The following is a 12,204-nucleotide window of genomic DNA, read 5'->3' as shown; positions in this document are numbered from 1 at the left end:
GCTAATATGACTGAAAATAGACGAATAAAAAAAGCAAATGCTATGCTACGAGAAGCAATTGCGAAAGTTATTTTGAAGGATGTCAAACATCCCAAAATCTCAAACCGCTGGATCACAATAACACGAGTATCCTTGTCGAAAGATTTACAGTCTGCTCGTGTTTATGTATCCATTATGCCGCATGAAAACTCTCAGGAAGAAACTCTTGAGGCATTGAAAGCTTCTGCAGGATTTATTGCTTTCCAAGCTTCGAAAGACGTAGTTCTGAAGTATTTTCCTGATTTAAGCTTTTATATGGAGGATATCTTCTCTCCGCAAGACCATATAGAACGTCTTCTTCTGGAAATAGCAGAACAAGATAAGAAAACTAACCCATAACAACAAATCCTTCTAAACTCCACTATCGATACTATGGAACTTGCGACAGAATCTATTGAAGGCATTTTGCTGGTAGACAAACCACAGGGGAGAACTTCTTTCAGCCTCATTCGTTCTTTAGTTAGGCTAATAGGCGTGAAAAAGATCGGCCATGCAGGAACTTTAGATCCTTTTGCTACAGGCGTTATGGTTATGTTAATTGGGAGAAAATTTACCCGATTATCTGATGTTATGCTTTTCGAAGATAAAGAGTATGCTGCCGTAGCCCATTTAGGAACCACAACTGATACCTATGATTGTGATGGGAAAATTGTTGGACGGTCTAAGAAAGTTCCAACAATCGAAGAGGTCCTAGCTTGCACAAGCTATTTCCAAGGAGAAATTCAGCAAATTCCTCCAATGTTTTCAGCAAAGAAAGTACAGGGGAGAAAATTATATGAATATGCTAGACAAGGGCTATCTATAGAACGAAGTTGTGCGACTGTAAGAGTAGCCCTTCGCTTGGTGAAGTACGAATATCCTCGCTTACATTTCACTGTTCAGTGCAGTAAAGGAACCTACATTCGAAGCATTGCTCATGAACTTGGGAATATGCTGGGATGTGGGGCTTATTTAGAAGAGCTTCGTCGATTGCGCAGTGGGAGTTTCTCCATCGATCAGTGCATCGATGGCAATCTTTTAAGCGAACCCGGGTTCGATATATCCCCCTATTTACGTGATGCAAATGGACTTATTCTACAGCCTGCATCCCCCCGCTGATTCTATTGAATCTGTGACTATAGGTTTTTTTGATGGATGTCATTTAGGACACCAGAAGTTACTTTCTGTAATGAAACAATTTCCTGGGAGATCTGGGGTAATTACATTTAGCCAACATCCTGAATATATTCTTTCTAATTCCCCCCCAGCATCGATTTCTTCTCTGGAAGAACGTATTCGATTGTTAGCAGATTGTAAAATTGATTACCTAGCCGTTCTTCCTTTTGATCAGGAAGTAGCAGATAAAGATGCAGAAACGTTTATTTTATCTATCCACGAAACTTTACGGCCATCAAGAATCATCTTGGGCTACGATTCTCGATTAGGGAAAGGAGGCCTTGGAACAGCGCAAACATTGAAACCTTTCACAAAGCTTTTAGGAATATCTTTACAAGAGGTCCCTCCATTACGTATCGACGGTACCATTGTATCTAGCAGGAAGATTCGACAGTTTCTTCGAGAAGGCGACCTCATCTCAGCTGAAAAATTTCTTGGTCGTCCTTTTTCTTATACAGGGATTGTATCCCATGGCCAAGGAATAGGTTCTTCTCTTGGCTATGCTACTATCAACTTACCTCTCCCACATTCTCTCCTCCCATTAGGAGTGTATAGTTGCTCAGTACTCATTGAAAAGCAAAGTTATTCAGGAGTAATGAATTTAGGAGTGGCTCCCACAGTACAAAGAAATGAACTTTGCTTAGAAGCGCACATCTTCGATCTATCTGAAAATCTTTATCGGAAACGCGTTACCATCATTCCGAAACAGTTTTTGAGGGAGGAAAAAAACTTTTCCTCCAAAAATGAGCTTATCTGCGCGATTCAAGAAGATATTCGCAAAGCCCGTCTGAGTTAGAGCTTTTCTTTTAATTATGTAAAAAGAGTATAACATCTCCGTCTTGGACAATATAATCTCGTCCTTCAGCACGCAGTTTCCCAGCCTCTCTTGCTCCTGCTCTACCATTATAAGTAACAATATCTTCCATTATCACAACTTCAGCGCGAATAAATCCTTTTTGAATGTCTGAATGAATTTCCCCGGCAGCTTCTGCTGCTGTAGCGCCTTTGGCAATTGTCCAAGCCCGCGTTTCTTGTGGGCCTGTAGTGAAATAGGAAATCAACCCAAGAGTTCTATATGCTGAATATACTAAACGATTTAACCCAGACTCCTGTAAACCTAAACTATGTAAAAAGTCTTCGCGTTCTTCCGCAGGAAGAGAGAGAATTTCTTCTTCTAATTTTACACAAATAGGAACTACATCAGCATTCTCCCGTTGAGCAATCTCCCGTACCTTTTGCACATAAAGATTGTCTAAATCCGTTAGAGAATTTTCATCAATATTGGCAATATAAAGCACTGGTTTGCTAGTCAAAAAGGGATATGGCTTCAGTAAAAGCTTTTCCTCTAAAGAAAATGTAAGAGTTCGAACAGGGAAACCAGATTCTAGATGTTCTATTATGCGATCCATAAGAGGAATTAACTGCCCAATATCTTTTTTCCCTTTAGCCTGTTTCCCTAATTTATCTCGAATACTAGTGGCAGAAGAAAAATCTGCTAGTACAAGTTCCAAATTGATCACAGCAATATCTTCTTCAGGATCGATCTTGCCAGATACATGTGTCACATCATCGTTATCAAAACAACGCACGACATGGGCAATGGCATGAGTCTCTCGAATATGTGATAAAAAACGATTCCCTAGTCCAGCACCACTTGCAGCACCTTTAACCAATCCCGCGATATCTACAAATTTCATATCGGCGTAGATTACTTTTTGACTTTGGCTAATGTCTGCTAACGTCTTTAGCCTTGAGTCAACAACGGGAACAATGCCAACATTGGGATCAATTGAGCAAAAAGGGTAATTACAAGAAGCAACTTGCGCCCCTGTTAGGGCATTAAATAACCCTGACTTCCCTACATTAGGGAGCCCCACTATTCCACACTCTGTTTGTCCCATTTCTATAACCTTCCTTAAGGCAAAAGACGCCTTTTTTCTTCATTGCTAAGGGGAAAAGGATTTTAAAGAAAAAGTCAGATTCGCGCTTCATGAAAAACACTTTTCTCCTAAAAATCCTTTACTCACTGCCTATGAAAGAGATAAACTTCAACCACCTTCTTTCTTGAGAAAAACATTTACATGCGGTAATTTGCGGGATATTCCTTATAGCGCTTAAGCAACTGGCCACTTATGGGCGAAAAAACAGAAAAGGCGACCCCTAAGCGTCTTCGCGACGCTAGAAAAAAAGGGCAAGTAGCCAAATCTCAAGATTTTCCTTCTGCGATTACGTTCATTGTATCCATGTTTATGACGTTTTCTTTATCTACTTTTTTTGCTGAGCATCTAGGGAGTTTTCTGGTTTCCGTTTTCAAAATGGCGCCTCGCCAGCATGATCCTCGCTTAGCTGTTTATTATCTGAAGAACTGTTTAGTACTAATTCTTACAGCCTCACTCCCCTTATTAGGAGCCGTTGGATTTGTTGGATTATTGATAGGTTTTTTAGTCGTTGGCCCTACTTTTTCTACTGAAGTTTTTAAACCGGATTTAAAAAAATTTAATCCTATTGATAACCTTAAACAAAAATTTAAGTTAAAAACTTTTATCGAGTTGCTAAAATCCATTTTTAAAATCTGTGGTGCGGCACTTATTTTGTATATTGTCCTGAAAAATCGTGTAGAACTCGTTGTTGAAACAGCCGGTGTCCCTCCCATCGTGACAGCTCAAATCTTTAAAGAGATTTTGTATAAAGCTGTTACTTCTATAGGGATGTTCTTCTTAGTGGTTGCTGTGATAGATCTCGTTTATCAACGACATAGCTTTGCTAAGGAGCTAAAGATGGAAAAGTTCGAAGTTAAACAAGAATTCAAGGATACAGAAGGGAACCCTGAAATCAAAGGACGCCGTCGACAGATTGCCCAAGAGATCGCCTACGAAGATACGTCGTCACAAATCAAACATGCTAGTACTGTTGTGTCTAACCCTAAAGATATTGCTGTAGCAATTGGCTACATGCCAGAAAAATATAAAGCTCCATGGATCATTGCTATGGGAGTTAACTTAAGAGCTAAGAGGATTATTGCAGAAGCTGAGAAATATGGAATCCCCATCATGCGAAATGTTCCTTTAGCACATCAGCTTTTAGATGAAGGAAAAGAGTTGAAGTTTATTCCAGAGACCACATATGAAGCTGTTGGGGAAATCCTTCTTTATATCACTTCTCTTAATGCGCAAAACCTTGAGAATAAAAACATTAACCAATTCGATAATCTGTAATGAACAAGCTACTCAATTTTGTTAGTAGAACATTCGGGGGAGATGCAGCCCTGAATATGATAAACAAGTCCAGTGACCTCATCCTAGCTATGTGGATGTTGGGAGTGGTCTTGATGATCATTCTGCCATTGCCTCCAGTTATGGTGGACTTCATGATCACCATTAACTTGGCAATCTCTGTGTTCCTATTGATGGTTGCCTTATATATTCCTAGCGCATTACAACTTTCTGTTTTCCCCTCTTTACTTTTGATTACTACGATGTTTCGACTAGGAATTAACATTTCCTCTTCTCGACAAATTCTCCTTCATGCTTATGCAGGGCACGTGATCCAAGCTTTTGGAGATTTCGTCGTTGGAGGGAACTATGTTGTCGGGTTCATTATCTTTCTAATCATTACCATTATCCAATTCATTGTGGTTACCAAAGGTGCCGAAAGGGTTGCTGAAGTTGCCGCTCGATTCCGACTAGACGCCATGCCAGGGAAACAGATGGCTATTGATGCAGACCTTCGAGCAGGAATGATTGATGCAACCCAAGCCCGTGATAAACGAGCCCAAATTCAGAAAGAGAGTGAGCTTTACGGAGCCATGGACGGAGCCATGAAGTTCATTAAAGGAGACGTTATTGCAGGAATCGTCATTTCCCTGATTAACATCGTTGGAGGATTAGTCATCGGTATCACAATGAAAGGTATGACGATGGCTCAAGCGGCTCATATTTATACACTGATTACCATTGGGGATGGCTTAGTCTCCCAAATCCCCTCCTTATTGATTTCTTTGACAGCGGGTATCGTAACTACTCGAGTATCCAGTGATAAAGATACAAACTTAGGGAAAGAAATTTCTAGCCAGTTGGTTAAAGAGCCTCGTGCGCTCCTCCTATCTGCAGGAGCGACTTTAGGAATTGGATTCTTCAAAGGCTTCCCTTTATGGTCATTTGCTTTAATGGCAGTTCTCTTTGCCGTATTGGGTATTTTATTAATCACAAAGAAAAATTCTTCAGGGAAAAAAGGAGGTACCAGCTCTTCTACTACTGTAGGAGCCGCTGATGGAGCTGCAACCTCAGGAGAAAACTCTGATGATTATGCTCTCACTCTCCCTGTGATTCTTGAGCTTGGGAAAGATCTCTCTAAACTCATTCAACAAAGAACTAAAACAGGTCAAAGCTTTGTGGATGATATGATTCCTAAAATGCGCCAAGCTCTCTACCAAGATATAGGTATTCGTTATCCGGGAATTCATGTACGCACAGATTCTCCATCTTTAGAGGGGAATGACTATATGATCCTTCTCAATGAAGTCCCCTATGTTCGAGGAAAAATTCCTCCTAATCACGTGTTAACAAATGAAGTCGAAGAGAACCTTGCTCGGTATAACTTACCATTCATTACTTACAAGAATGCAGCAGGGTTACCTTCTACATGGGTCAGTACGGATGCTCTCACTATTTTAGAGAAAGCTGCTATCAAATACTGGTCCCCATTGGAAGTGATTATTCTGCATTTGTCTTACTTCTTCCACAGAAACTCTCAAGAATTCTTGGGTATTCAGGAAGTTCGCTCTATGATCGAATTTATGGAGCGCTCCTTTCCTGACCTTGTTAAAGAAGTCACCCGTCTCATTCCTTTACAGAAGCTTACAGAAATCTTTAAACGTTTGGTTCAGGAACAAATTTCTATTAAGGACTTGCGTACGATTTTAGAATCTTTGAGTGAATGGGCTCAGACAGAAAAAGATACGGTGTTACTCACCGAATATGTTCGTTCTTCCTTAAAGCTTTATATCAGTTTCAAATTCTCTCAAGGGCAGTCTGCTATTTCTGTATATCTGTTAGATCCTGAAATTGAAGAAATGATCCGTGGAGCTATTAAACAAACCTCTGCCGGATCTTATCTAGCCTTAGACCCAGATTCTGTAAACCTCATCCTAAAATCTATGCGGATGACGATTACTCCAACTCCACCTGGAGGTCAACCTCCTGTATTATTGACAGCAATTGACGTCAGACGATATGTACGGAAATTAATAGAAACGGAATTCCCTGATATTGCTGTGATTTCTTATCAAGAGGTCTTGCCTGAAATCAGAATCCAGCCTTTAGGAAGAATTCAAATTTTCTAACCGTGAGGTGAGAAAGAATGACAGCATCTGGAGGAGCAGGGGGGCTAGGCGGCGCTCAAACAGTAAACGTAGCACAAGCACAAGCTGCTGCTGCTTCCCAAGATGCACAGGAAATTATAGCTTCCCAAGAGACTTCAGAAATGAGCATGGTCAAAGGAAGCGAAGATCTCTCGAATCCTGCGGCAGCTACTAGAGTCAAAAAAAAAGAAGATAAATTTCAATCCCTAGAAGCTCGTCGTAAAACTACAAGCCAGACTGAGAAAAAATCTGAAAGCACTGAAGAGAAGGGAGACACGCCCTTAGAAGATCGTTTTACGGAAAATCTTTCCGAGGTTTCAGGAGAAGATTTTCGAGGGTTAAAAAATTCTTTAGACGATGACTCTTCTCCTGAAGAGATCCTTGAAGCAGTCTCAAGCAAATTTTCTGACCCGGTAACTAAAGACCTTGCTCTTGATTACCTTATTCAAACAGCTCCTTCTGATGGGAAATTAAAAGCAGCTTTAATCCAAGCAAAACAACAACTTGTAAATCAGAACCCTCAAGCTATACTTGGAGGACGCAATGTCCTTATGGCATCAGAAACTTTTGCTGCCAAAGTTCATACATCCCCATCTTCGTTGCGGACGCTCTATCTCCAAGTAACTTCGGCTTCTTCTAATTGTGCAAGTTTACGTCAATTGCTCTCCCCTTATTCTCCTTCAGAAAAAGGAGAGGTCATACACTTTTTGATGAATGGAATGGTTGCAGATCTCAAATCAGAAGGACCTTCCATCTCACCTCCCAAACTACAAACATACATGTCAGAGCTAAGTAATTTACAAGCCCTTAACTCTGTAGATAGCTTTTTTGATAAAAATATAAAAAATTTAGAAGGAAACTTAAAAAGCGAAGGCCATACCACTAGCCCATCCTTAACCCCTAACAAGCTTGCAGAAACTTTTTTAAAGCTAGTTGAAGACAAATTTCCATCTTCTTCAAAAACTCAAAAAGCAGTCTCCGATCTTGTTGGCCCTGATACAGGTCCACAAACAGAAGTTTTAAATTTATTCTATCGAGCCCTTAATGGCTGCTCTCCTAGAATATTTACTGGCGCGGAGAAAAAACAACAGCTGGCAACAGCTATCTCTAACGCATTAGATACTGTGAATGCCGATAACGAAGATTATCCTAAACCTGGAGATTTTCCGAGATCTTCTTTCTCCAGCACACCTCCTCACGATCCTGTACCTCCTCCTCCCTAGTATTCTAGCTTCACCAACAATACTTGCAGCCTAACATAAGAACCAAAACAGAAAAAGTGCTCTTCCTAATATGCAAAATCAATTTGAACAACTTCTTACGGAACTTGGTACACAAATCAACAGTCCTCTCTCTCCTGATCAAAATAATGCTTGCGTTGTTCGATTCGGGTACAACAACGTCGCTGTACAAATTGAAGAAGATGGAAATTCTGGTTTTTTAATGGCTGGTGTTATTCTTGGGAAACTTACGGAAGACACTTTTAGACAAAAAGTTTTCAAAGCAGCTTTATCGATCAATGGTTCTCCACAGTCCAATATTAAAGGCACTCTTGGTTATGGAGAAATCTCTAACCAATTATATCTTTGCGATCGACTCAACATGACCTACTTAAATGGCGAAAAACTTGCGCGCTACTTAGTTCTCTTTTCTCAACATGCAAAAATTTGGATGCAATCTCTGTCAAAAGGAGAGCTCCCAGATCTACATGCCTTAGGTATGTATCACCTATAAAATATGCCATTGTCATCTCGCTCTTCACGTATCATACAAAATTCTCTTATTCGAAAAGTTTGGCAATGTATCGATACTTCTCCTAAACATGGTGTATGTGTTCCATTATTTTCTCTCCACACCCAAGACAGTTGTGGCATTGGGGAGTTTCTTGATTTAATACCAATGATCAACTGGTGTACCGATCGAGGATTTCAAATTCTTCAAATTCTTCCTATTAATGATACTGGATCCTGTTCGAGTCCTTATAATAGTATCTCCTCCATAGCTTTAAATCCTTTACACCTATCTATAACAGCTCTTCCTTACAAAGACGAAGTCCCTTTTTCGGAAAAATATCTCTTAGAAATGCAGAAACTTTCTCAGCTTTCTCAAGTAGATTATGAACGTCTTCTCCCTATGAAGAGAGCTTTTTTAAAAGAATATTACAAGATATGTAAGAGTAAAAAACTCACTGAGCATCCAGATGTCTATGCTTTTTACGAACGTGAACAGTATTGGTTACATCCCTATGCTCTTTTTTGTTCTATTCGTGAACATCTCAAACACCTGCCGATCGATCACTGGCCAGCAACCTACATCGATCTCTCTTATATTCCTCAACATGAACAAACGTTTGCAGAAAATATACAGTTTCATTCCTATCTACAATACCTTTGCTTCCAACAAATGCGACAAGTTCGTAAACATGCTGATCACAAGCACTGTCTCATTAAGGGAGATATCCCTATTCTAATCAGTAAAGATAGCTGCGATGTCTGGTTTTATAGAGAATATTTCTCTTCTGCTGAATCCGTAGGAGCTCCTCCAGATCTTTACAACACAAAAGGTCAAAATTGGCATCTCCCTATTTATAACATGAAAGTGTTGAAACGAGATAACTACCTTTGGTGGAAAGAGCGCTTACGCTATGCAGAAAATTTTTATTCCTTATATCGGCTTGATCATGTTGTAGGACTGTTTCGTTTTTGGGTGTGGGATGAATCGGGGCGCGGACGCTTTGAACCTCACGATCCTAAAGACTACTTATCTCAAGGACAAGATATTTTATCTCATTTATTGAAATCCTCTTCTATGCTGCCCATAGGAGAAGATTTAGGAACAATTCCTTTAGATGTAAAACAAACATTAGAATCCTTAGCAATATGTGGAACACGAATTCCTCGCTGGGAGAGAGATTGGAATGGAAGCGGTGCGTTCATTCCTTTTGAGCAATATGATCCCTTGTCTGTGACTAGTCTTTCCACGCACGACTCCTCAACACTATCCTTATGGTGGCAAGAATCTCCTCAAGAAGCTAAACTTTTTTCTCAATTCTTAGAAATTCCCTATACTACCTCGCTTACTTTTCAAAATCATAAGGAAATTCTAAAGCTGTCTCATAAAACTTCTTCAATTTTTCACATCAATCTTATCAATGATTACCTTGCTCTATGTCCTGACTTAATCTCAAAAGATTCTTTTCGTGAAAGAATCAATCTCCCAGGAACAATTTCAAAAAATAATTGGGTCTATCGAGTTAAACCTTCTATTGAAAGATTATTTGCACATTCAAAGCTGAATTTTTTGCTTGAGTCTCTATTTTAAGCCTTCTTGAGTAATTTTATTTTGAAATACATTTTCTGCCACATTTTCAAGAAAACTTCTTCCCGATATATTAAAAAAGGTCTAACATAGTCTCTTTTTGTTACGGTTGCCCTGTCGAGAGATAGCGGCCAGTGAATATAGGAAAGTCATGTCGAAGAAGTGTGCGCTTACAGGAAGGAAGCCTCGTCGCGGTTATAGCTACGCTATCCGAGGGATTTCCAAGAAGAAAAAAGGAATTGGTTTAAAAGTCACAGGGAGAACTAAACGTCGGTTCTTCCCTAATATGATGACAAAAAGACTTTGGTCTACGGAAGAAAAACGTTTTCTCAAGTTTAAAATTTCTGCAGCAGCTTTACGCCTTGTTGATAAATTAGGGCTAGATAAGGTTGTTGCTAAAGCTAAGAGCAAAGGTTTTTAATTCTCAATACGCATGCTGGGAGCAAAATCCTATCTCGGCATGCGTATCCGCAATCTCCTTGACGTCCTCATTTATTTGGGAGGATGGAAAACTGTTTTTAATTTCGAGTAAACGGACTACAGAGTGTTTTCCTTACAGTCTTTGGTAGATTATTTACGTTCTCAACGAGAACTTATTGATATCTATGTTCCTGTAGATCCTTACTTAGAGATTGCTGAAATTCATCGTCGTGTTGTGGATGAAGAAGGTCCGGCCCTTCTATTTCATTGTGTTCAAGGGTCCCCTTTCCCGGTACTTACAAACTTGTTTGGAACACAGAAGCGTGTCAATCTGTTGTTCCCAGAACTTTCTTCGAGTCTTTTCGATCAGATCGTCCGTTTATTATCTTCCTCCCCTTCTCTTTCTTCCTTATGGCAACATCGCTCTCTTTTAAAGCGAGGAATGTCATCTTTAGGACTACATAAACGATGTTGTCTCTCTTCTCCTTTTCTTACGCAAGATCCTCCTAATCTCTTGCAGTTACCAATGCTCACAAGCTGGCCTGAAGATGGTGGCCCCTTTTTGACTCTTCCCCTGGTATATACCCAATCACCCGATAATGGAGCTCCTAATCTAGGGATGTATCGTATGCAACGCTTCGACCATCATACTTTAGGGCTGCATTTCCAAATCCAAAAAGGTGGTGGAGCCCACTTCATAGAAGCAGAAAAAAAACAGCAAAATCTTCCTGTTACAGTATTTCTTTCTGGAAACCCTTTTCTTATTTTATCAGCGATTGCTCCTCTCCCAGAAAATGTTCCAGAACTAGTGTTTTGTTCTTTTTTGCAAAATAAAAAACTCACTTTTACAAAAAAACTTCCGCAGTCTGGGCATCCGCTTCTGTGTGATTCTGAATTCATCTTAACAGGAGAAGCTATTGCAGGAGAACGTCGTCCAGAAGGACCTTTTGGAGATCATTTTGGCTACTATAGTTTAACGCACGACTTCCCTGTCTTCAAATGTAAACGCTTGTACTATAAGAAGAAGGCTATCTATCCAGCAACTATTGTAGGTAAACCTTTCCAGGAGGATTTTTTCCTCGGAAATAAACTACAAGAACTTCTATCTCCACTCTTTCCTCTTATTATGCCAGGAGTTCAAGATTTAAAAAGTTATGGGGAGGCTGGCTTCCATGCTGTAGCAGCAGCTGTAGTTAAGGAACGTTATTGGAAAGAAGCCTTACGCTCAGCTTTGAGAATACTCGGAGAAGGACAGCTCTCTTTAACAAAATTTTTATTTGTTACAGATCAGCCTGTTGATCTTAACAACTTCTCTAAACTACTCGAATGTGTTCTGGAACGGATACGTCTGGATCGTGATCTTCTTATTCTGTCGGATACCGCAAATGATACCTTGGATTACACAGGCACAGCACTGAACCGAGGATCAAAAAGTATCTTTTTAGGCGTTGGAGAACCTATTCGCTCTTTACCTGAGCGATATTGTGGGCCTTCTCTTCCAGGAATTTCTCGTATAGAAGTATTTTGCAAAGGATGCTTAATTTTAGAAACCTCGGTTCAACAAGTGGATATTTCTTCTCTACTTAAAACACCTTACCTAGCATCCTGGCCTTTAGTTATTTTGCTGGAAAATCTATCTAAATCTTTTTCATCCCAGAAGGAATTTTTGTGGCGAACGTTTACTCGGTCATCTCCAGCAACAGATCTACACATTCCCTTTAGTCACGTCACAAATCATAAGATCCACTATACTCCTCCTATGATCCTCAATGCTCTTATGAAACCTCAGTATCCTAAAGAAGTGGAAGCAGACGAGATCACTAAGAAGCAAGTTGCTTCTCGTTGGAAAAGCTATTTTTCTTAAAAAAAAAGAAACTTTCCTTGTTTTAAAAAAATTTTTAATTTTCTTTTTT

At 39.8% G+C, this 12,204-nt stretch carries 11 protein-coding genes; 10 read left to right on the top strand and 1 reads right to left on the bottom strand.

Features of this window, described 5'->3' with window-relative positions:
* Positions 1–6: 6 nt before the first annotated feature.
* From rbfA to IJ490_RS02805, 3 genes are read left to right on the top strand one after another with little or no spacing between them, the layout of a single operon-like run.
* Complete coding sequence (gene rbfA, locus IJ490_RS02815; RefSeq protein WP_291893694.1) at positions 7–378, top strand: 30S ribosome-binding factor RbfA; 372 nt, start codon at positions 7–9, stop codon at positions 376–378.
* A 33-nt stretch (positions 379–411) separates the two neighbouring features.
* Entirely contained in the window at positions 412–1,137 is a 726-nt protein-coding gene (truB, locus tag IJ490_RS02810; protein WP_291893692.1) for a tRNA pseudouridine(55) synthase TruB, read from the top strand.
* Positions 1,094–1,990, top strand: coding sequence for a bifunctional riboflavin kinase/FAD synthetase (locus IJ490_RS02805; protein WP_291893689.1), 897 nt, complete (start codon positions 1,094–1,096; stop codon positions 1,988–1,990). The genes truB and IJ490_RS02805 overlap by 44 nt, the downstream gene beginning before the upstream one ends.
* A gap of 10 nt (positions 1,991–2,000) precedes the next feature.
* Here IJ490_RS02805 and ychF read toward each other — a convergent pair whose 3' ends face one another.
* Positions 2,001–3,101, bottom strand: a complete 1,101-nt coding sequence (gene ychF / locus IJ490_RS02800) for a redox-regulated ATPase YchF (RefSeq protein ID WP_291893822.1) — start codon at positions 3,099–3,101, stop codon at positions 2,001–2,003.
* Between the two features lie 225 nt (positions 3,102–3,326).
* On the opposite strand from ychF, the gene cdsU reads away from it, so the two are divergent.
* The 7 genes from cdsU to IJ490_RS02765 all read left to right on the top strand — a co-directional run bounded on the left by cdsU (position 3,327) and on the right by IJ490_RS02765 (position 12,155).
* Complete coding sequence (gene cdsU, locus IJ490_RS02795) at positions 3,327–4,409, top strand: SctU family type III secretion system export apparatus subunit CdsU (RefSeq protein WP_291893688.1); 1,083 nt, start codon at positions 3,327–3,329, stop codon at positions 4,407–4,409.
* A complete protein-coding gene (gene cdsV, locus IJ490_RS02790) occupies positions 4,409–6,535 on the top strand; it encodes a SctV family type III secretion system export apparatus subunit CdsV (RefSeq protein ID WP_291893684.1) in 2,127 nt (708 codons plus the stop codon). Before cdsU ends, cdsV begins: the two co-directional genes overlap by 1 nt.
* A 17-nt stretch (positions 6,536–6,552) precedes the next feature.
* Complete coding sequence (gene sctW / locus IJ490_RS02785) at positions 6,553–7,776, top strand: type III secretion system gatekeeper subunit SctW (RefSeq protein WP_291893681.1); 1,224 nt, start codon at positions 6,553–6,555, stop codon at positions 7,774–7,776.
* A gap of 70 nt (positions 7,777–7,846) precedes the next feature.
* A complete protein-coding gene (locus IJ490_RS02780; RefSeq protein ID WP_291893678.1) occupies positions 7,847–8,287 on the top strand; it encodes a CesT family type III secretion system chaperone in 441 nt (146 codons plus the stop codon).
* Between the two features lie 3 nt (positions 8,288–8,290).
* Positions 8,291–9,874, top strand: a complete 1,584-nt coding sequence (locus tag IJ490_RS02775; RefSeq protein ID WP_291893675.1) for a 4-alpha-glucanotransferase — start codon at positions 8,291–8,293, stop codon at positions 9,872–9,874.
* A 148-nt stretch (positions 9,875–10,022) separates the two neighbouring features.
* The gene (gene rpmB, locus IJ490_RS02770; RefSeq protein WP_291893672.1) at positions 10,023–10,292 is read left to right on the top strand and encodes a 50S ribosomal protein L28; all 270 of its coding nucleotides are present in this window, start codon (positions 10,023–10,025) and stop codon (positions 10,290–10,292) included.
* 123 nt (positions 10,293–10,415) lie between these two features.
* Positions 10,416–12,155: a menaquinone biosynthesis decarboxylase gene (locus tag IJ490_RS02765; RefSeq protein ID WP_291893669.1), complete on the top strand. Its 1,740-nt coding sequence runs from the start codon at positions 10,416–10,418 to the stop codon at positions 12,153–12,155.
* The last annotated feature ends 49 nt before the right edge of the window (positions 12,156–12,204 follow it).

It is taken from the genome of Chlamydia sp., from assembly GCF_017472245.1.
In the GTDB taxonomy this organism is placed as follows: domain Bacteria; phylum Chlamydiota; class Chlamydiia; order Chlamydiales; family Chlamydiaceae; genus Chlamydia.
This window is presented reverse-complemented; position numbering and strand designations above follow the sequence as displayed.